Consider the following 22,538-nt stretch of genomic DNA (forward strand, 5'->3'; position numbering starts at 1 on the left):
ATATAATAAGAAATTAGTATATATTTCAATTATAATTATACATTAATTAAATGAAAACTACATTATTAATAAAAGTGTACGAAAAACTACACTTTATAATTTATTGTAAGTTGAACAATGATAAGGTTAAATATAAAATATGAACTAGAATAAAAAAGTTTAGAGAGGAAAAGATATGAATAAAAGTATTGGAGTTGTAACAGATAGTAATAGTGGAATAACATCAAGTCAAGCTAAGGAATGGGGAATAACAGTTATTCCTATGCCTTTTTACATAAATAGTGAACTTTATTATGAAGGATTAACTTTAAATTCAGAAGAATTCTATAAATTTTTAGCAAGTAATGCAGAGGTAAATACTTCACAGCCAGCACCTGGAGAAGTAATAAGTACTTGGGAGGATTTACTTAAAGATAAAGAGAGTATTGTATATATACCGATGTCTAGTTCATTAAGTAGCAGTTGTGAAACAGCAACAGTATTATCTAATGAATACGAAGGAAGAGTTTTTGTTGTTAATAATAGAAGAATATCTGTAACTCAATTACAGTCAGTTAAAGATGCAATAAATCTTGTTAATAAAGGTAAATCTGCTAAGGAAATAAAAGAAATATTAGAATATAGACAGTATAAATCAAGTATTTACATAGTTCCTGATACATTAGATTATCTAAAAAAAGGGGGAAGGCTTACTCCTGCTGTAGCTTCATTTGCAAAGGTGTTAAATATTAAGCCAGTTTTACAAATTCAAGGTGAAAAATTAGATGCTTTCAAGAAAGTAAGAGGTATGAAACAAGCAAAGAGAACTATGAAGGAAGCAATAGCTGATGATATTAAAAATAGATTTTCTGATATTCCAAGTATGAAAATATATGCAGCTTATACAGGCGAGAAAGAAATAGGAGATGCATGGAAACTTGAATTAGAAGAAGCATTTCCAAGCTATAATATTGAAGCTTATCCACTATCTTTAAGTGTTAGTTGCCATATTGGTCCTGGAGCTCTTGGGATAGCGTGTGTAGAAGAGTTAATATAATGGCTTTGTTTTAAAATAGTGTTGAAATTAGCATAACATAATAGGATGTCCAAATGGACATCCTATTTGAATCGTAATATACTAAAATTATTCATCAAATCGATTTGATACTTATATAGTTTGACTATATACCATTACATTCTAATTGGTTATCATAAATATCAACTTCAAAATAGCTATTACATTTTTCGCAGGTATATGATATTATGGTTCTTTTTTTGTATAAATAATCACACCCATTTTTATTATGTATACACTCATTAGAGCTTGAATAATTTAATTCACCTATATTTAATAGTTTTTCTTTTAATACACCACCACAATCACATATTATATTGTTAGTATTTTGTGATGAAAAAGCTTTATTATATTGTGATTCAAAGTCTTCTTTATGTTGTTTAAATGAAATTCCACAATTACATTTAGCAATTCCTTTCTCATCATTAAAGCCTTGTAATGATGCTATAATATAGTATTTATCACCTTTTTCATTAATTAAAGCACTACTAATATGATTATTTCCTAATGCTAATATAAAAGTACCGCTTAACATAAATGTTAAAACTATTTTTTTCAATTTTATATTTTTCATAAATTCCCTCCCCAATAATTAACTATTAAATCTCAATTCAGTGTAATAAAACTATTCTTTGCTTATTTAATACTATATTAACATAAATTTCAATATAATTCCAAAGGTTTTCCCCACATATTAACATGTATATATAAAATACTTCTTTGCCATAAATTAAAGAAGATACTTCTTTTACAAAATAAATTATTAAATTAATATTACTTATTGAAATCTAATTCTTTAATTTATCACATAATAGATTAAAACTCCTCAATCAATTCTTTTAAATTAATAAATTCTAATTCTTTTTCAGCTTTTAATTTTGAACTATAAAATATAATTTCATTGTATGGTTCAAGATGATTTTTCCAGTTATCAGTTCTTTCTAAGAAATTCTTAAAATCATTTGCAATGAGAAAACATTTTTTATTTTTATTTATATAGCATATTGGTGAATTACTTTCTAAATCTGTTATTGAACCAACAGTTCCAATTAATCCACCTTCACTATCTGTTGCAAAAACATCTACTTGAGGAACTGTATAAAATGATAATTTAGGAATATTATCATCAAAAATAAAATGTATATCATATTCATCAGCATATTGTTGATAATTTTCATTTTTTTCACTTAAACTTAAATAATAAACAGTAGTACCTGCTGGAATAATCTCTTTATCTTCTACAAATATACATAAACCATTTTCTAACCCTGTTACATCTAAATATACTTTATTCATTCACCCTCCATAAATTACTAATTTAGTCTGGTAGTTAAAAAATCAAACTACCTCGAATAATAATACAATTGTTCATCAATCATTATATTTATTGTACACTAAAAATAGTAAAATTAAAACAAATTTTACCTTTATACATATATTGGTCTTCTAATCTTAAAATCCTTTATTAAAGATACAGAATGTGTTGAATTAGCATGAATAAAGAACTTTTTAGGTTTATTCCTTTCCATTTCTGTTTTAAATAATTGGGTCCATTTATACCAAAATAGGTAGTTTGTTAGGAACTTGGTTGAAACACCATTAAACTTTCTTATCCATCTTTTTAAGCTACTATGAAAAGCATTGACTCTTTGAATATTATAAATATCCACAGTTTTTCTCCCGCCCCTAATTTGATGTAATTCAAAATTATGTTGAGCCGCAAATGGGATATAACTCCTATGTTTATCAGTACATAAAATAGAATTTTCTTCAACAACCTCTGATAAAGCCCTATTTATATCAGTATAGTTAGGTCTGCCATCACATATTAAACCAGTATATATATTTCCTAATCTATCTACACCACATAATACACAGGCAAATTCCTTTGATATACCTCTTGTATTTATTTCTTTACCACGCTTTCTTGCTTCCCTTGGCATAGTAAAATTAGAACTTTTACTATGATTCCCCTTATAGCTAAGAGCAAAGTAGGTTTCATCGAGTTCAATAACACCTCCAAGAGAACCATAGCCAACAAACTTTCTAATAGCGTCTATAATTTTATGTCTCCAAAAGAAAGCTGTTGCAATATTAATCTCAACAATTTCGGCACATTGCCTAATAGTGTTACCATTTATCATACATTGAGCATATAGTAGCCATTTATCTAATCCCTTTTTACTACTTGAAACTGGGGATTTAGAAAAATCATTGAAAGTTTTTTTGCACTCTGGATTTTGGCATTTATACCTTTGTTTAACGCCATTCTTACCATGATATTTTCCATACTTAGATATTTTATCATGATTGCAAAAAGGACAGCACTTCCCCTTGTTAAATCTATTTTCAGCGATTTCTTCATCTATAGAGTTAGTTATTCCATTTGACATCAATACAGTCTTTAAAAAATCAAATACCTTCTCTTGCTCATATGTATTTAATTGTGAAACTTGCTGAATAACATTATTAACTCTTGGCATAAAAAACCTCCTAAATAGTAGTTATATTATATATTATAACCATATTTATAGAGGTTAATCAAATTTCAACAGTTTATTAAAACAAAGCCAATATAATGTAATAAGAGTTTTTTAGTAACTAAATTAATCAAAAAAATAATTGAAAGTTTAACAATTTAAAAGTATAATAATATTAATTTATTTTTGGAGGAAAATTATGAGAGCACTTAATATAAGTAAGCAAAATAAAATACATCATCATTACTAGAGACTTGGTCTGCAAAACTACAGATACAAGTCTATCAGCGTAGGCTTGTATCTCTGGTAATGATAAGTTAAGTGAAATCATAATTTATTTTAAGCCATGTGGGATATATGCCTACATGGCTTTTTTGTATATAAATTTAATTATTGGCTATGGAAGTGTCAGTTGTTATATTTTAGGAAGTTTTAAAACATCTAACCATCAAATAAAATTATTATAGGAGTGATTAATAAGATGAAAAAAAATATTATAAAACCAAGTATATTGCCAGGATTCATGGAATTATTACCAGAGGAGCAACAGATATTTAATGATATAGTATCAAAAATAACAAAAGTATATGAGGATAATGGATGCTTAGCAATAGATACGCCAATAATAGAAAAAGCAGAGGTACTACTTGCAAAAAGTGGAGGTGAAACAGAAAAACAAGTTTATAGTTTCCAAAAAGGAAAAAATAATTTAGCCTTAAGATTTGATTTAACAGTACCATTTGCAAGGTATGTAGCTCAATATTATAATGATCTAGTTTTTCCATTTAAAAGATATCAAATAGGAAAAGTATATAGAGGGGAAAGAAATCAAAAGGGAAGATATAGAGAATTTTATCAATGTGATATTGATGTTATTGGAAAAGGACAACTAAGTATAGATAATGATGCTTGGGTTATAAGTTTAGCATCTAAGGCTTTCAAATCAATAGGATTAACTAATTATAGATTTCAAATAAGTAATAGAAAAATACTAAAAGGTATATTAAGTGAATTAAAAATAGAAAATGTTAATGAGGTAATGATACTAATTGATAAGTATGACAAGGTTGGTAAAGATATATTTAATGAAGAAATAAATAAAATTATAGGAATTGAGAAAGGAAATTATCTTAGTAAAATAATAAATATTAGTGGTTCAACTGAAGAAGTATTAGAAAAACTTTCTAACCTTGATGTTGAAAATGATTATTTTATTGAAGGAGTAAATGAGCTAAAGAAAGTTAGTTTAATATTAGGTGTATTAGGTGTAGAGAAAAATGAATTTGAAATCAATTTAAAAATTATAAGAGGATTAGATTATTATACAGGAACGGTATTTGAAACAATATTAGTTGAAAATGAAAGTTATGGATCAATTTGTTCTGGTGGAAGATATGATAATTTAGCAGAAAATTATAGTAATAATATATTACCAGGAGTAGGTATATCTATAGGAATTACTAGGCTATTTTTTGTATTAAAAGAAATTGGATTTATAAATAAATATAATATAGGAAATAAGTTGGATTATTTAATATTACAAATTGGAGATACAATAGAATATTCTGGTGAAGTATTAAGTTATTTGCAAAGTAAGGGATATAAGGTAAGTTTATATTTTGAGGAGAATTCATTAAAGAAAAAAATGAATTATGCTAATAAAATAGGAGTTAATAATGTAATTTTAATTGGAGAAGAGGAAGTTAGAGAGAATAAAATTAAGATTAAGAATATGAATTTAGGAGAAACTAAGATTATTAATTACCTAGAACTATAAAGAGTTTTAAGAAAGTAGTTAATATAATGATATAAATTTATAAATGGATGTTTTTAAGTTTATTTTATATGCTTGAAAACATCCTTTTTTATAACAAAAGTAATTGAAATATAAAATAAAATAACAAAACTATTGCAAAACGTTTACATAGGGTGTATTATATAGTTAACCGATTCAGTAAACCGATTCAGTAAAGAATCAGTGGGGATAAATAGAGGAGATGAATTTATGAATAAAGTATGTGTACTTGGAAGTATGAATATGGATTTAGTTGTAAAAGTAAATAATATACCAAGAGTAGGAGAAACTATTTTATCAAAATCATTTGAAAAGATAGCGGGGGGAAAAGGAGCAAATCAGGCTGTTGCAGCTAAAAGGTGTGGCGCTGAAGTTGCTATGATAGCCAAAATAGGGAAAGATGAGAACGGACAAATTCTAAAAGGTAAATTAGAAGAAGATAATATAAATGTAAAATATGTTTTTGAAGATAAAAAAGAAGCAACTGGAATGGCTCTTATCATGGTCAATGAAAATGGAAATAACTCAATAATAGTTGTATCAGGTTCAAATATGACAATTGATGAGTATGAAATTGAAGCTTCAGTAGAAAAAATTAAAGAATCAGATATATTAATATCTCAATTTGAAACATCAGAAGAAATGACGTTAAAAGCATTTAAGAGAGCTAAAGAGTTTGAAAAAATAACAATATTAAATCCAGCTCCAGCAAAGAAAATAAATGAGGAACTTTTAAAAGTAACAGATATTATAGTGCCTAATGAAACAGAGGCTGAAGTATTAACAGGAATAACAGTTGAAACTTTAGAAGATGCAAATAAGGCAGGACAAGTATTCTTAGAAAAGGGAGTTAAATTTGCAGTAATTACTCTAGGAGCTAAAGGAGCAGCAGTAATAGGAAAAGATTTCTGTGAATTAGTACCAGCATATAAAGTAAATGCAATAGATACAACAGCAGCAGGGGATAGTTTTATTGGAGGATTAAGTTCAAAGTTAGATTTTAAAAATATTAATAAAGAAAATTTAATAAAGGCAGTTAACTTTGGAAATAAGGTTTCATCAATATCAGTTCAAAGAAAAGGTGCACAACCATCAATTCCATATTTAAAAGAAATAGAAGAAATTTATGGGGAGGATTAATCATGAGAAAAACATCACTATTAAATAGTAATTTAAGTTCAGTAATTTCAAAAATGGGGCATACAGATATGTTAGCCATAGGAGATTGTGGATTACCTATACCAAATGAAACTGAAAGAATAGATTTAGCATTAGTTGCTGGTATTCCAACATTTTTAGAAACATTAAAAGTAACTCTTATGGAGTTAGAGGTAGAAGAAGTACTAATAGCACAAGAAACTAAAGAAGTTAGTCCTAATACACTTAATGAAATAAAAAATATTATAGGTGATGTAAAAATAACATTTATATCACATGAGGAATTAAAGGGTAAATTAAAAGAATGTAAAGCGGTAGTGAGAACTGGTGAACAAACACCATATGCAAATATAATTTTAAAATCAGGAGTTGTATTTTAGTTAAAGGGAGGTATTTAATATGGATAAAAAAATACCAATGCTTAAGATGGAGGGAGTATCAAAAATATTCCCTGGTGTTAAGGCATTAGATAATGTGCACATAACAGCTTATGGAGGCGAAGTTACAGCCTTAATGGGTGAAAATGGAGCTGGTAAATCTACATTAATGAAAATATTAAGTGGAGTTTATCAAAAAGATGAAGGTAAGATATTCATAGATGGTCAAGAAGCTAAAATAAAAGGAATAAAATCAGCTGAAGAGTATGGTGTTACAATAATACATCAGGAAATGAGTGTTATTAATAACTTGACAGTTGCACAAAATATATTTTTAGGAAATGAAAAGTTTAATAAGGCTACCGGAAGAATTAATAAAAAATTATTAGTAGAGAGAAGTAAGCTTTTCCTAGAACAAATAGGGTGTAATATAGATCCAAATAGATTGGTAAGTAGTATTAACGTTGGTGAAAAACAAATGGTTGAAATTGCAAAGGCATTAACTAAAAATGCAAGAGTAATAATAATGGACGAGCCAACTACTGCATTAACAGAAGTAGAAACAAAAAGTTTATTTAAAGTTATAGATAACTTAAAGAAAAAAGGGATTGCTATAATTTACATATCTCATAGAATGGAAGAAATATTTGAAATTTGTGATAGGGTTGAAGTTTTGAGAGATGGTAAATATGCTGGAAATGCATTAATAAAAGACATTGATAATGATAAATTAATTTCAATGATGGTTGGAAGAACTATAGAAGATCAATTCCCTTATAGAGAAACTAAAAAAGGAAGTAAAATACTTGAAGTTTTAAATGTAACTTCAAGAGCGGGTGTTAATGATGCAAGCTTTAGTGTAAGAGAAGGAGAAATATTAGGGGTTGCAGGACTTATGGGTTCAGGAAGAACTGAACTTGCAAAAGTAATATTTGGAGAATATAAAAGGGATAAAGGAACAGTTAAATTAAAAGGAAAAGAAATAAATATTAAAAGCGTTCAAGAAGCTATAGATTATGGTATTTGCTATTTATCAGAGGATAGAAAAAAAGAAGGATGTGTTCTTGGATTATCAGTAGCTGATAATATGGTATTATCAAATCTTAAAAAATATGAAAATTCATTTAAGTCTATTAATATGAAAAAAGCTAATGATGATGTTGATTATTATATTAAAAAAATAAATATAAAAACTCCAAATAGAAATCAACTAATCAAAAATCTTAGTGGAGGAAATCAACAAAAGGTAATTTTGGCTAAATGGCTTATGTTATCACCAGAAGTTCTTATAATAGATGAGCCAACAAGAGGTATAGATGTAGGTGCTAAAAAGGAAATATATGAATTATTGAACGATCTTAAAGCATCAGGTAAAGCAATAATAATGATATCATCAGATTTACCAGAGGTTTTAGGAATAAGTGATAGAATTATGGTAATGAGCGAAGGGAAAATATCAGGTGAGCTAAGTAGAGAAGAAGCTTCACAAGAAACTATTATGAAATTAGCAGTAGGTATGAATTAATAGGTGGGAGGAATTTAAAATGAATAACAAATTTAAGGAAAATTTAGATAAATATAAATCTCTTATAGGATTAGTTTTACTATGCGTAGTAATAACTTTTGTATCACCAGCATTTATGACTTTATCAAATATAACTAATGTTTTTACTCAAGTTTCAACTAATGCAATAATTGCCGTTGGTATGACTTTTGTTATCTTAACTGGTGGAATAGACTTATCAGTAGGTTCAACAGTTGCTATAAGTGGTGCATTTGCAGCATCTATAATTAAATCAACTAACAATGTATTTTTAGCAGTTTTAGCAGCAGGTATAGTTGGTATAGTAATAGGATTAATTAATGGTCTTTTAATATCAAAAGGTAAATTACAAGCATTTATCGCAACACTTGCAACAATGACAATATTTAGGGGAGCAACATTAGTATTTACAAATGGTACACCAATATCTAAATTACCAGAAAATTTCGTAAACATAGGTAACGGAAAGTTAGGATTCATTCCAATCCCAGTTATCATTACTGTAATAGTTTTAGTAATAGCTATATATGTTTTAACACAAACAAGATTTGGAAGATATTTATATGCTTTAGGTGGAAATGAAGATTCAGCAAGATTATCAGGTATAAATACAACTAAAATAAAAACACTTGTATATGTTATTTCAGGGTTTGCATCATCAATTGCAGGGGTTATCATAGCAAGTAGAATAGGATCAGCTTCACCAAATGCAGGAACAGGTTTTGAATTAGATGCAATAGCAGCTGTTGTTATTGAAGGAACATCATTAGCAGGTGGCGAAGGAAGAATAACAGGAACTTTAATAGGTGCACTTATTATAGGTGTATTAAACAATGGATTAAACTTAATGAATGTATCACCATTCTATCAATCAATAGTAAAAGGACTAGTTATTTTAATAGCTGTATTATTAGATAAAAAGAGCAGAAAGAAAGCATAGGCTACAGATTAAGGAGGACATACTATGAAAAGTATAAAGAAGATATTAGCTTTAGGGTTAGTAACTGTTATGGCAATGAGTTCATTTATGGGCTGCTCGAAAACTGAAAATAGTAAAAAGGTAGGTATAGTATTATCAACTTTAAATAATCCTTTCTTTGTAAGCATGAAAAATGGAGCTGAAAAGGAAGCAGAAAAATTAGGATATGAATTAATAGTTTTAGATTCACAAGATGATCCTGTTAAGGAAAGATCTAATGTTGAAGATTTAATACAATTAGGAGTTGTAGCATTATTAATAAATCCAACAGATAGTGATGCTGTTATTAAAGCAGTAGAAATTGCAAATGAAAGTAATATTCCAGTAATAACATTAGATAGACAAGCTAATGGAGGAGAAGTAACAAGTCATATAGCTTCAGATAATATTAAAGGTGGAGCTATGGCAGCTGAATTTGCTTTGGAACAATTAGGTGCTACAGAAAATATTAATGTAGTAGAGCTTCAAGGTATTCCAGGAGCCTCAGCTACAAGAGATAGAGGTGCAGGTTTCCATAGTGTTTTAGATGACAAGTCAAATGTAAATTTTGTATCAAGTCAAGCAGCTGATTTTGATAGACAAAAAGGTCTTTCAGTTATGGAAAATATAATACAAGGTAATAAGGATATACAAGTAGTATTTGCTCATAATGATGAAATGGCATTAGGTGCAGCTAAGGCTATAAAATCTAGTAATATAAATGCAATGGTTATAGGATTTGATGGTGGAGATGATGCTTTAGATGCTATTGAAAAAGGTGAAATGAAAGCAACGGTAGCGCAACAGCCAGACTTAATTGGAGCACTTGGAGTACAGCTTGCAGAAAAAATATATAATGGAGAATCCGTAGATAAAGAAATTGCAGCAGACCTTAAGGTTGTAAGTAAATAAAATTGCGAAGTAAAATAAAAGTTAAGGGCCTAACGGACAAGTTAAAGCGATTAATATGGCTTTCGCTAATTAATCACGGGTAAATGTTTGCTAAAGCAAACGGTAAAAAGTTAAGGAGGAAATTGCTTTGTAATTTATTTGAATATATATATTTTATGAAATTTCGTAAGAAGTTTCTTCACTAACTAGGCGAAGGGCTTTTAACGTTAAAATAGTCAACATTTACCTTTTTGAAGTAGCAAAGTAATGTTCAAAAACTTTACCTGGCCGAAGACCTTTAACTTAATAAATTGATTCGCAATTTATTAAAATAGTGTAATATAAGGTGTAGGGGATAATAGTAAAAGTATGAGGTGTAGATTATGAGTAAAACAACCCTATTAGATATTGCAAAAGAGGTAGGTTTATCGAAAACGACAGTATCTATGGTATTAAATAAAAAAGATATAAATGTATCAGAAGAAACGCGAAATAGAATATTTGAAGCAGCAAAAAGGTTAAATTATATACCTAATTCACTAGCTAGAAGTCTTAGTACTAAGAAAAGTTACACTATTGGTTTTATAATTCCAGATATAGAAAATCCATTTTTCTCAGAGATGGCAAAGGCAATTGAGGCAGAGGCAGAAAAGTATGGGTATAGTATGATACTTTGTAATACTTTTAATAGTGGAAGTAAGGAAGATGAATACGTAAAGCTGCTTATAAGTAAGCTTATAGATGGAGTAGTAATTGCATCAAGTGGAGAAAAAAACAAATCAACAGAGTTATTAAAAAATAACGATATTCCTTTTGTAATTTTAGATAGACAGGTTGATGAACAAGATAATATTAACGGTGTATTTTGTGATAATAAAAATGGAATTAAGCTTGGTGTAAAGTACCTAATTGAAAAGGGATATAAAAATATAGCTTTTGTTGGAGGAAGTAATAAGGGAGTACTAGCTAATTCAAGATTGAAGTACTTTTGTGAGACAGCAAAGGAAAATAATATATTTAATGAAGAGCTTGTATTAGAAGAGGAGTTTTCATTAGAAGGTGGAATAAGAGCAACAGAAAAATTAATAAATGAAAATAAAACAATTGATGCTATATTTTATAGCAGTGATGTTATGGCTATTGGTGGTATGAAATACCTACTAAGGCAAGGATATTCTATACCCGATGATATAGGAATATTAGGATATGATAATATAGGAATTTGTTCTTTTATTGAACCTGAATTAACTACTATAGCCCAGCCTATATATAAGATGGGAGAAGAAGCTTGTAAATTATTAATGAATGAAATAAATAAGAAAAATAAATCAAATCAAATAATTAATTTAACTCCATATTTAGTTGAAAGAAAAACAATAAGATAGATTGGTTGGTGGATAAAATGAATAAGGAAATGTTAATTTCTAAATCAAAAGATGTTAGAACAAATATTATAGAAATGTTATATGAATCAAAATCAGGTCATCCGGGTGGATCATTATCTTGTGCTGATATAATTACATATCTTTATTATGAAAAGATGAATGTAGATGCAAATAATCCTAAGGATGAAAATAGGGATAGATTTGTATTAAGTAAAGGTCATGCAGCTCCAGCTCTTTATGCAGTCCTTGCTGAAAAAGGATTCTTTTCTAAGGATGAATTAAAGAATTTAAGAAAAATTGGAGCAATGCTTCAAGGACATCCGGATGCTAAAAAAATATCAGGGGTTGATGTTTCAACAGGTTCGTTAGGGCAGGGGGTATCAAATGCTGTTGGAATGGCATTAGGACTTAAATATAAGAAAAATCCAGCTAAGGTATATACTGTTTTAGGTGATGGTGAACTTCAAGAAGGATTAGTATGGGAAGCTGCTATGGCAGCAGCACATTACAAATTAGATAATTTAGTAATTATTATAGATAATAATGGACTTCAAATTGACGGAAATAATGAAGAGGTAATGGGAATAAATCCTTTGGATGAAAAATTTAAAAGTTTTGGATTCAATGTAATTACTTGTGATGGTCATGATTTTGATGAAATACATGAAGCTATGAATATAATAGACAGAATTCAAGGAAAGCCAAGTGTAATAATTGCAAAAACAGTAAAAGGTAAAGGCGTAAGTTTTATGGAAAATGAAGCAGGATGGCATGGACAAGCTCCTAATAATGAACAAAGAGAAAAAGCATTAATGGATATAAATGGGTAGGAGGATCTAAAAATGGGAAAAGCAACAAGAGAATCATATGGAATGGCACTAGTTGAATTAGGAAGAGAAAATAATAATGTTGTAGTATTAGATGCGGATCTTTCTAAATCAACAAAAACAGCAGACTTTAAGAAAGAATTTGGTGAAAGATTTTTCAATGTTGGAATAGCTGAACAAAATTTAATGGGAATGGCAGCAGGACTTGCTAATGTGGGATGTGTACCATTTGCTAGTACATTTGCAGTTTTTGCAACAGGAAGAGCTTTTGAAATAATTAGAAACTCAATATGTTATCCAAAGGTTAATGTAAAAATAGCAGCAACTCATGCTGGTATAACAGTAGGGGAGGATGGTGGATCACACCAATCAGTTGAAGATATAGCTTTAATGAATTCACTTCCAAATATGACTGTTATAGTACCAGCAGATCATAGAGAAACTATGCAAGCGACAAAGGCAGCAGCAGAAATGTATGGCCCAGTTTATTTAAGATTTGGAAGATGCAATACTGAAGATATATTTGGTGATGATTATAAGTTTGAAATAGGAAAAGGAACAGAGATTAGAGCCGGAAATGATGTAACAGTAATTGCTACAGGAATGATGGTTCAAAAAGCTATAGAAGCATCAAAAGCTTTAGAAATTGAAGGTATTAATGTAAGAGTTATTAATATGTCAACAATTAAGCCTATAGATAGAGAAATAATAATAAAAGCAGCAAAGGAAACTAAGGGAATAGTAACAGCAGAAGAGCACTCTATAATAGGAGGCCTTGGTGCAATGGTTTCACAAGTAGTATGTAATGAGTGTCCAACTAAGGTCAAGATGGTGGGAATTCAAGATACATTTGGTGAATCAGGAACTCCTAATGAATTAATGGAGAAGTATGGATTAACAGCTGAAAAAATTATTGAGGAAATAAGAAATATAATTGGATAATATTATTTAAAGGGAAAATTTATAGATAGCTAGAAAAGGATATTTCCAAGTGAATGTTAATTGCTTGTAAATATCTTTTTTTATAGTTATTAGTTATTTACTATTAAAAAAGATAAATAAAATAAACTTTACTAAATATGATTATAAAAATATATTGATTACATTTCATAAATGGGTAAAATATGATAGAATATAATTAATAAATTTTGTCAAATTATTAGAATAGAAATTAGATAGCTTATTTACATCTTTGAATTTATAAAATAAGGAGAATGTAAATATGAAAGAATTTAGTATAAATACTAAGATATATTTTGGAGATAAAGCATTAGATAAATTAAGTGAAATATCTAATAAAAAGGTTCTTATTATCTGTGATAATTTTATGAAAACTAGTGGAATAGCTGATAAGGTTGCTAGTAAGTTAGATAATTGTGAAGTTTCAATTTACAGCGATATTGTTCCAGATCCAAGTGTACAGATTGTAGCTTTTGGAGTTCAAAAGTTAAGAAAGTTAGGAGCAGATATTATTATTGCTTTAGGTGGAGGCTCATCAATAGATGGAGCAAAAGCCATTAGAGAGTATTACAAAAATTTATTTAAGGCAGATTATAGGGATATTAAATTTTATGCAATACCAACTACGAGTGGTACAGGCTCAGAAGTAACTGAGTATGCAGTAATTACAAATAAAGAAGAAAATTTAAAATATGCTTTAGCCGATAAATCACTACTTCCCGATGTAGCAATATTAGATCCAGAACTTGTAAAATCAGTTCCGAAAAGCATTACAGCTGATACAGGTATGGATGTTATTACTCATGCAATTGAAGCTTATGTTTCAAATACAGCAACTGATTTTTCAGATGCATTAGCTGAGAAAGCCTTAACATTAGCTTATAATAATATTTTAAGGGCTTATAATAATGGAAATGATATTGAAGCAAGGGAAGGACTTCATAATGCTTCATGCCTTGCTGGAATGGCTTTTAATTCATCAGGACTTGGAATTACTCATAGTTTAGCTCATGCTATAGGAGGAAAGCTTCACATTCCACATGGTAAAGCAAATGCAATAATACTACCTTATGTTATGGAGTTTAATTCAGGATTAGATAATAAACTATATATGCAAGAATGCAGTGAAGTTGCGAAAAAGTATTCAAGACTTGCAAAACTTTTAGATATGAATGCAAATAGTACAGTTATTGGGGTAAATAATTTAATTAAAAATATATTTGAACTTCAAAAAAAATTAAATATTCCACAAACTTTAATGGAACTTGGTGTAGATATAAATATTGTTTTAGGCGCAAAAGAGGAAATATTAAATGCTGCTTTAAAAGATATTTGTACAAAGGCAAATCCAGTAGATGTTTCAAGAGAAGATTTAGAAAAATTATTAGATAGAATTATAGGAAATAAATAATATATATACGTAAAATAGGTTGCAGTGCGAATGATTTAAGGTTATTTTAGCAGAATGCAGCTTATTTTCGTTTATCAAATATTAAAGTATTAATAAAAAATAATTGTAAGAAATTCATATATTAAAGAAAGTTAAAAATATAACATAGTTAGTTAAAGTTCTAGGGGGTAGACATATGAATAGTGAAATGTATTATATTGGCAAAGTGGAGAAAACCTGTAGAATCAGTAAAAAGACATTAAGATACTATGATAAGCTTGGTATTTTATCACCAGATGAAATTTGTCATGAAAATGGATATAGGTATTATAGTAAAAAGAATATGTTATCGATACCGGTTATAAAGTATTATAAGCAAAGTGGATTTAAACTTGAGGAAATTAAAAATTTAATTTATAAATCTGAATGCAAGGAAATAGAGGAAAGTTTTAGAGAAAAGATTGAGGAGCTAGAGGAGTTAGAAAAAAAATTAGTATTAAAGAAAAAATCAATTAAGGACTGGCATTCTTTAGTTAAAGAAGCCAAAATGGTAATTGATAATAATCTTTGTGAAGTATCTGCAAAATATATTGAAAAAAATGAAATGTTATTTTTAGATCAAAAGTTTAGCTATGATTATATGGATTCCATAATAAATATTGAATTTACTAATTATATTGAGAGTATAGGAAATGCCATAACAGGACCTGTTATTATTCAATTTCCATCATATAAGTGTAAGATGAAGGGAAGTTGTAAAAGCATGAGAATAATTCAAAAAGGTCTTTTAAAAACTGATGAAGCAAGGACTATAGAGTTTGGAGATATATTTGTGGCATCTTGCTATCATATAGGATCTCACGATAATATTTTAGATACTTATAATAAAATATTAGATTGGATAGAAAGACATGGCTATGAAGCTGAAGATAGTTGCTATGAAAGATATGTAGTAGATTATTGGACAAGTAAGGATTCGAATAATTATGTTACAGAAGTTATGATTAAAATTAAGAGTTAAAATATATGAATTATAATGAATAAAAAAATTAATAGCTATTAATTATTAAAGTTAAAAGCAAACCTTAAATCTAAGGGGAAGGTTTTAAAGGGAGGTTCAATTTAGAGTTGAACCTTCTTTTTTTTTACATTAATATTACACGAAGAAAATCGTCAAAAAATTACAAAAAAACGAATGTGAAATTAATGTAAATATAACATAATATTATTTTTTTTGGGGATATAATTAAATTTAATTATAAATATGTAAACGAATAATAAATAAAAGTTAATAAAAAATTAATATTGACATTGAACTTAGGGGGAGGGATTATAATTTAGTTGAAAATACCAGAGAGAAAAATAAGATTATCTAATATTCTAATATGACAAAAAATTGACAAAAGTTTAAAGGGTTTATTTAAAAGTTAAACCTCAACCTTTATGTAAGCGTTTAATTTAATGTTTTGCATATTTTATGAAAATAAAATGATTACTTAAATAGAATAAAAAATCTTTTGAGTAATTCAATTTATTAAATATAAATTTAATAAAAAGGAGGAGAATTGCTTTATGACGGATATTTCTGTAGGAGTTGATTCTAAAATGAATAGCAAAGAAAGAACTGCTAGAGCTTTAGAATTAAAAGCAAAAATGAAAAGTAATTTTTTTAAGAAAGGAATAGCGATTGCGTTATTTTCGGGTGTTTCATATGGATTCTACACAGCATTCTTAACTATGGGTATGAGTAAGGGTGTTTGGGCAGATTGGTATGGTGCAAACAAAGCAGGACTTTCAACATTTGTAATTGTATATTTACTTGCAGCTCTTGGAAATGCAATAAATGATAGCTGTAGTGCTGTTTGGGCAATTGGAAATTCATTAGTACAAGGTAAGTTTAAAGATTTTTTAAGATGTTTAAATAGTAAGCCAGGAAGAACAATTATATTGGCAGCACTTTTAGGAGGGCCAATTGCAGGGACAGCATATGTTGTAGCACTTCAAATGGCAGGGCCTATAATAGTTCCAATATCAGCTCTTTGTCCAGCAATAGCTGCAATACTTGGAAAAATATTATATAAACAAGAAATTACGAAACGTATGTCTGTAGGAATTGTAATTTGTGTATGTGCAAGTTTCTTAATTGGAAGCACAGGATTTTCAGGAGGCGTTTCAGATGGATTCATACTTGGAATTTTAATAGCAATAATTGCAGCCTTAGGATGGGGATTTGAAGGATGTGTTGCTGGATATGCATCAACTATGGTTGATCCTCAAATCGGAATTTGTATTCGTCAATTATCATCAGGTATAGCAAATTTATTTATAGTAGTTCCTATAATGGGTGTAATGGCTGGTGGAATTGGTATTTCAAATAAATTAGTAATAGAAGCTTTTACTAGTGGCCCAGCAATGATTTGGTTCGTTTTAAGTGGATTATTAACATTCTTAACTTTCATGACTTGGTATAAAGGAAATAGTATGTGTGGAGCTGGACTTGGAACAGCTTGTAATGGAACATATTCATTCTTTGGACCATTTGCTTGTTACTTAATTTTAGGAGTTGCAGCTGGTATGGAAGGATGGACAATCCCTGCAATAGCATGGGTAGGAGCTATAATCATGATGTTTGGTATATTGACTATTGCAATGAATCCTTTAGATTTATTTAGAAAGAAGGAGGCATAAGAATATGAAACCACTTAACTATGCTATTTTAAAATACTTTACAACAGTTGAAGAGGCTTCTGTTAATAATGTTATGGAAGATCTGAAAGATGATTATAAAAGTTTAAGAACATTTAATAAGAATGAAATAATAAATGCATTACTTACAGCGGAAGCAAATGGATTAATTGAAGAAACTAGAGTAGATTTAGATAAAAATGATGATCTTGAAATTTTCTATCATGCTACTGAAGAAAGTAAGGCAGCAATTAATAGCTATATAAAAGATTAAATTTTAGGATATTTAAAATAGGAGGTATTTTAAATGAAATATTATGGTGATGAAGCTTTAGGATTAGTAGAAACGATTGGCTTAGTTCCGGCCCTTGAGGCAGCGGATAAAATGCTAAAAGCCGCAAATGTTGAATTAGTTTCATATGAAAATATAGGTTCAACTTTAGTTACTATAATGGTAAAAGGTGATGTTGCAGCCGTAAAGGCAGCAGTTGAGGTTGGGGCAGAGGCAGCCGCTGCAATTGGAAAGCTTACAGCTAAAAATGTAATGCCAAGACCGATTAGAGAAGTTGGAAAAATAGTATCAGTACATGATATAGATGAGTAAGAGGGGAAGAGTTAATTATGATTAGACATGAAGCCATAGGATTAATTGAAACTTTCGGATTAGTTTTTGCTTTAGAAGCAGCAGACGCTATGTGTAAAGCAGCAGATGTTGAATTAGTTGGATATGAAAATGTAGCATCTGGATATATTTCAGTAATAGTAACTGGTGATGTTGGAGCTTGTAGAGCAGCTGTAGATACAGGGGTTAGAGCCGTTCAAGAGATGGAAGGTGGAAATCTTTATAGTTCAGTAGTTATTGCAAGGCCACATAATGATTTGCAAAAAATCATTGATAAGTATGCTATAGAATCAATATAAAAATTATGAAGAGGGGAGAAGAGAATGAATATTATAGACAATGATTTACTCTCCATGCAAGAAGCTAGAATACTTGTCGAGAATGCAAGGGAAGCTCAAAAAAAATTAGCTACTTTTTCACAAGAAAAATTAGATGAAATTTCATATAGAATTCTTGAGGTGGTAGAAGAATATGTAAATGAATTAGCTAGACTTTCATTTGAAGAAACTGACTTAGGCAAAGTTGAAGACAAGCTAGTAAAAGATAAGTTTGTAATAACTTATTTAAGAAATCGATTAAAGGATATGAAATGTGTAGGAGTTATTGGAACAGATGAAAAAAATAAAACTATGGATATAGGAGTTCCAATAGGGGTTATTGCAGCATTCTGTCCTGAGACAAGCCCTGTTTCAACAATAATTTATAAGGCTACAATAGCCATAAAATCAGGAAATGCAATTGTTTTTTCTCTTAATCCAAGAGCTAAAAAAGTTATGAAGAGAACTTTGGATATTTTAATTAGAGCTGCAGAAGGTTATGGACTTCCAGAGGGAGCTTTATCATATTTAAGTGTTGTTTCAGATAGTGGGTCATACGAGCTTATGAAACATAAGGATACTTCATTAATTATGAATACAGGTGTTGATGAAATTTTAGAGTATGCTAAAAAATCAGGAAAACCAATGATTTATGGTGGAAATGGAAATGGACCAGCTTTTATAGAAAGAACTGCTGATATATCAAAAGCGGTTAAGGATATTATTGATAGCAAAAGTTTTGACTATGGAGTAGTATCTGGCGCAGAGCAGTCAATAGTTGTTGACAGTATAATTGCTAAAGATGTTAAAGATGAGCTTATTAAAAAAGGGGCTTACTTTATGACTGATGAAGAATCTAAAGCTTTAGGAAAGTTGCTATTTAATAAAGATGGAAGCTTTGTAAAAGAGTTTTTAGGAAAGTCACCACAAATTTTAGCAAAAAGAGCAGGTTTTAGAGTTGCATCTAATATAAAAGTTTTAATTTCTAATGAAAAATATGTTTCTTTAGATAATCCACATTCTAGAGAAAGATTATGTCCAGTTCTTTCTTTCTACATAGAAGATGATTGGATGCATGCTTGTGAAAAGTGTATAGAACTTCTTTTAAGTGAGAGGCAAGGTCATACACTTGTAATTCACTCAAATGATAATGAAGTAATAAAACAATTTGCATTAAAGAAACCAGTTGGAAGAATACTGGTAAATACTTCTGGTGTTTTTGGAAGTATGGGTGGAACTACAAATTTATTTCCATCAATGACATTAGGAAGTGGATCAGTGGGGAAAGGTATGACATCAGATAATGTTTCTCCAATGAATTTAGTTTATATAAGAAAAGTTGGTTTCGAGGTTAGAAATAAAGAAGAACTTTTAAAAAGTATTGGAGTAAATGAGAATATAATTCTAGATTTAGAAGATACAAAAAAAGAAGAATCTTTAGATAATGTTAAATTATTAAAAAATATATTAAAAGAGATTTTAAAAGAAAAGAATAAATATGAAAAGGAGTAAAGAAATGGATATTTGTGAATTTTCCAATAAATTTATGGAAGCTACTCAAAATATGTCAGAACAAGAAAGAGCTGCATTACTAAAAATGTTTGAGAGCGTTTCAGATGAAATAAAAAAGGAAGATAAAAAAACGATAGAGCCAGTTGCTTGTAAAAATGATGGGAAAGTACCAGAAGGTATTACAGAGCGTTTAGCTATGCTTAAAGAAAATTACTTAAAACATGTACCATCAATTACAACTCATAGAGCAAGAGCTATTACTGAAATAGCTAAACAAAATCCAGGAACACCAAAGTCAATATTAAGAGGTAAATGCTTTAAACATTGTTGTGAAACTGCTCCTCTTGTAATTCAAGATCATGAGCTTATAGTTGGGGCTCCAAATGGTGCACCAAGAGCTGGAGCATTCTCTCCTGATATAGCTTGGAGATGGATGGTTGATGAAATAGATACAATTGGGGAAAGACCACAAGACCCATTCTATATCTCAGAAGAAGATAAGAAGTTTATGAGAGAAGAGTTATTCCCATTTTGGGAAGGTAAATCAGTAGATGAGTATTGTGAAGATCAATATAGAGAAGCTGGAGTTTGGGAATTATCAGGGGAATCTTTTGTTTCTGATTGTTCATACCATGCAGTAAATGGTGGAGGAGACTCAAATCCGGGATATGATGTTATCTTAATGAAAAAAGGTATGCTTGATGTAGTAAAAGAAGCTGAAGAAAAATTAAAAAATCTTAACTACGCAAATCCAGAAGATATCGAAAAAATATACTTCTATAAATCAATTATAGACACAGCTGAAGGTGTAATTATTTATGCTAAGCGTATGTCTGAATATGCTAAAGAATTAGCTGAAAAAGAAACAGATCCAAAGAGAAAAGCTGAATTATTAAAAATTTCAGAAGTAAATGCAAAGGTTCCAGCTCATAAACCTGAAACTTTCTGGGAAGCTATTCAAGCTGTTTGGACAATAGAATCACTTTTAGTAGTTGAAGAAAATCAAACAGGTATGTCAATTGGACGTGTTGACCAGTATATGTATCCATTCTTTAAAGCTGATTTAGAAGCTGGTAGAATGACTGAATTTGAGGCATTCGAACTTGCGGGTTGTATGTTAATTAAAATGTCTGAAATGATGTGGATTACAAGTGAAGGCGGATCAAAATTCTTTGCGGGATATCAACCATTTGTAAATATGTGTGTTGGTGGAGTGACAAGAGAAGGTAGAGATGCAACTAACGAATTAACTTATTTATTAATGGATGCAGTTAGACATGTTAAAATTTATCAACCATCATTAGCTTGTCGTATTCATAAATCATCACCACAAGAGTACTTAAAGAAAATTGTTCAAGTAATTAGAGCAGGAATGGGATTCCCAGCTTGTCACTTTGATGATGTTCATATAAAAATGATGCTTGCAAAGGGTGTATCAATTGAAGATGCTAGAGATTACTGCTTAATGGGATGTGTTGAACCACAAAAATCAGGAAGATTATATCAATGGACTTCAACAGCATATACTCAATGGCCAATATGTATAGAGCTTGCTCTTAATAATGGTGTACCACTATGGTACGGAAAGCAAGTATGCCCAGATTTAGGGGATATAGATAATTTTAAAACTTATGAACAGTTTGAAGAAGCTGTTAAAGCGCAAATTAAATATATAACTAAGTGGACAAGTGTTGCTACAGTAATTTCACAAAGAGTTCATAAGGAGCTTGCACCAAAACCACTTATGTCAATTATGTATGAAGGTTGCATGGAAAAAGGAAGAGGTGTAGAAGCTGGAGGAGCAATGTATAACTTCGGACCTGGGGTTGTATGGAGTGGACTTGCAACTTACATTGATTCAATGGCAGCAATTAAAAAATTAGTATTTGAAGAAAAGAAATATACATTAAGAGAAATAAATGAAGCTTTAAAAGCAGATTTTGTTGGATATGAAAGATTAAGAAAAGATTGTTTAGAAGCACCAAAATACGGTAATGATGATGATTATGCTGATTATATTGGAGCAGAATTAATTCATTTTACAGAAATGGAACATAGAAAATATAAAACGTTATATTCAGTGTTAAGTCATGGAACACTATCAATTTCAAATAATACACCATTTGGTCAATTAACAGGAGCAACTGCAAATGGACGTAGAGCTTGGACACCATTATCAGATGGTATAAGTCCAACTCAAGGAGCTGATGTTAAAGGTCCAACAGCTATTATTAAATCAGTTTCAAAAATGGCTTGTGACAATATGAATATAGGAATGGTTCATAACTTCAAATTAATATCAGGATTACTTGATACTCCAGAAGGAGAGCAAGGACTTATAACATTATTAAGAAGTGCTTGTGCTTTACAATTAGGAGAAGTTCAATTCAATTATTTAGATAATAATACATTAATTGAAGCTCAAAAGAATCCAGAAAAGTATAGAGATTTAATAGTTAGAGTTGCCGGTTATAGTGCATACTTTGTTGAGTTATGTAAGGATGTTCAAGATGAAATTATAAGTAGAACAATGCTTACACATTTTTAATAAAACCATAGATCATGTAGAAGAGTAATTTCTACA

21 protein-coding genes are annotated in these 22,538 nt (G+C 29.4%); 18 read left to right on the top strand and 3 right to left on the bottom strand.

Going from position 1 to position 22,538, the window contains the following annotated elements:
- Positions 1-175: 175 nt before the first annotated feature.
- Entirely contained in the window at positions 176-1,036 is an 861-nt protein-coding gene (locus tag HCG76_RS09555) for a DegV family protein (RefSeq protein ID WP_221700117.1), read from the top strand.
- A 124-nt stretch (positions 1,037-1,160) separates the two neighbouring features.
- Here the strand turns inward: HCG76_RS09555 and HCG76_RS09560 are convergent, their stop codons facing one another.
- From HCG76_RS09560 to HCG76_RS09570, 3 genes are all read right to left on the bottom strand, one after another.
- Positions 1,161-1,628 (bottom strand): hypothetical protein, encoded by a 468-nt coding sequence (locus HCG76_RS09560; protein ID WP_195951797.1) that lies wholly within the window; start codon positions 1,626-1,628, stop codon positions 1,161-1,163.
- A gap of 242 nt (positions 1,629-1,870) precedes the next feature.
- Positions 1,871-2,350 carry a hypothetical protein gene (locus HCG76_RS09565; RefSeq protein ID WP_055275453.1) on the bottom strand — a complete coding sequence of 160 codons (480 nt, stop codon included), beginning with the start codon at positions 2,348-2,350 and terminating at the stop codon, positions 1,871-1,873.
- A gap of 131 nt (positions 2,351-2,481) precedes the next feature.
- Complete coding sequence (locus HCG76_RS09570) at positions 2,482-3,537, bottom strand: IS1595 family transposase (RefSeq protein ID WP_221700118.1); 1,056 nt, start codon at positions 3,535-3,537, stop codon at positions 2,482-2,484.
- A gap of 478 nt (positions 3,538-4,015) precedes the next feature.
- Here HCG76_RS09570 and hisS point away from each other — a divergent pair, with 478 nt between their 5' ends.
- The 17 genes from hisS (at position 4,016) to cutC (ending at position 22,502) form a co-directional block, all read left to right on the top strand.
- Entirely contained in the window at positions 4,016-5,311 is a 1,296-nt protein-coding gene (hisS, locus tag HCG76_RS09575) for a histidine--tRNA ligase (RefSeq protein WP_221700119.1), read from the top strand.
- A gap of 228 nt (positions 5,312-5,539) precedes the next feature.
- Positions 5,540-6,469 (top strand): ribokinase, encoded by a 930-nt coding sequence (gene rbsK / locus HCG76_RS09580; RefSeq protein ID WP_221700120.1) that lies wholly within the window; start codon positions 5,540-5,542, stop codon positions 6,467-6,469.
- Between the two features lie 2 nt (positions 6,470-6,471).
- Positions 6,472-6,867, top strand: a complete 396-nt coding sequence (rbsD, locus tag HCG76_RS09585; RefSeq protein WP_221700121.1) for a D-ribose pyranase — start codon at positions 6,472-6,474, stop codon at positions 6,865-6,867.
- 19 nt (positions 6,868-6,886) lie between these two features.
- Positions 6,887-8,389, top strand: a complete 1,503-nt coding sequence (locus HCG76_RS09590; RefSeq protein ID WP_221700122.1) for a sugar ABC transporter ATP-binding protein — start codon at positions 6,887-6,889, stop codon at positions 8,387-8,389.
- 19 nt (positions 8,390-8,408) lie between these two features.
- Positions 8,409-9,347: an ABC transporter permease gene (locus HCG76_RS09595; protein WP_221700123.1), complete on the top strand. Its 939-nt coding sequence runs from the start codon at positions 8,409-8,411 to the stop codon at positions 9,345-9,347.
- A gap of 24 nt (positions 9,348-9,371) precedes the next feature.
- Positions 9,372-10,277, top strand: coding sequence for a ribose ABC transporter substrate-binding protein RbsB (gene rbsB, locus HCG76_RS09600; protein WP_221700124.1), 906 nt, complete (start codon positions 9,372-9,374; stop codon positions 10,275-10,277).
- A gap of 362 nt (positions 10,278-10,639) precedes the next feature.
- Positions 10,640-11,641 (top strand): LacI family DNA-binding transcriptional regulator, encoded by a 1,002-nt coding sequence (locus HCG76_RS09605; RefSeq protein ID WP_221700125.1) that lies wholly within the window; start codon positions 10,640-10,642, stop codon positions 11,639-11,641.
- Between the two features lie 17 nt (positions 11,642-11,658).
- Positions 11,659-12,471 carry a transketolase gene (locus HCG76_RS09610; RefSeq protein ID WP_221700126.1) on the top strand — a complete coding sequence of 271 codons (813 nt, stop codon included), beginning with the start codon at positions 11,659-11,661 and terminating at the stop codon, positions 12,469-12,471.
- A gap of 12 nt (positions 12,472-12,483) precedes the next feature.
- On the top strand, positions 12,484-13,410 hold the full coding sequence (locus HCG76_RS09615) for a transketolase family protein (protein ID WP_221700127.1): 927 nt from the start codon (positions 12,484-12,486) through the stop codon (positions 13,408-13,410).
- A gap of 280 nt (positions 13,411-13,690) precedes the next feature.
- Positions 13,691-14,839, top strand: coding sequence for a 1-propanol dehydrogenase PduQ (locus HCG76_RS09620; protein WP_221700128.1), 1,149 nt, complete (start codon positions 13,691-13,693; stop codon positions 14,837-14,839).
- Positions 14,840-15,014: 175 nt separating this feature from the next.
- Positions 15,015-15,839: a MerR family transcriptional regulator gene (locus tag HCG76_RS09625; protein WP_221700129.1), complete on the top strand. Its 825-nt coding sequence runs from the start codon at positions 15,015-15,017 to the stop codon at positions 15,837-15,839.
- Positions 15,840-16,423: 584 nt separating this feature from the next.
- Complete coding sequence (locus HCG76_RS09630) at positions 16,424-17,506, top strand: hypothetical protein (RefSeq protein ID WP_221700169.1); 1,083 nt, start codon at positions 16,424-16,426, stop codon at positions 17,504-17,506.
- 4 nt (positions 17,507-17,510) lie between these two features.
- Positions 17,511-17,777: a hypothetical protein gene (locus HCG76_RS09635; RefSeq protein WP_195986524.1), complete on the top strand. Its 267-nt coding sequence runs from the start codon at positions 17,511-17,513 to the stop codon at positions 17,775-17,777.
- Between the two features lie 33 nt (positions 17,778-17,810).
- Positions 17,811-18,107, top strand: coding sequence for a BMC domain-containing protein (locus HCG76_RS09640; RefSeq protein ID WP_195986525.1), 297 nt, complete (start codon positions 17,811-17,813; stop codon positions 18,105-18,107).
- A gap of 17 nt (positions 18,108-18,124) precedes the next feature.
- Positions 18,125-18,424, top strand: coding sequence for a BMC domain-containing protein (locus HCG76_RS09645; protein WP_195986526.1), 300 nt, complete (start codon positions 18,125-18,127; stop codon positions 18,422-18,424).
- Between the two features lie 24 nt (positions 18,425-18,448).
- Positions 18,449-19,954 carry an aldehyde dehydrogenase family protein gene (locus tag HCG76_RS09650; protein WP_221700130.1) on the top strand — a complete coding sequence of 502 codons (1,506 nt, stop codon included), beginning with the start codon at positions 18,449-18,451 and terminating at the stop codon, positions 19,952-19,954.
- A gap of 4 nt (positions 19,955-19,958) precedes the next feature.
- Entirely contained in the window at positions 19,959-22,502 is a 2,544-nt protein-coding gene (gene cutC / locus HCG76_RS09655) for a choline trimethylamine-lyase (RefSeq protein WP_221700131.1), read from the top strand.
- The last annotated feature ends 36 nt before the right edge of the window (positions 22,503-22,538 follow it).

It is taken from the genome of Clostridium sp. K13, from assembly GCF_019734195.1.
GTDB lineage: Bacteria > Bacillota > Clostridia > Clostridiales > Clostridiaceae > Clostridium.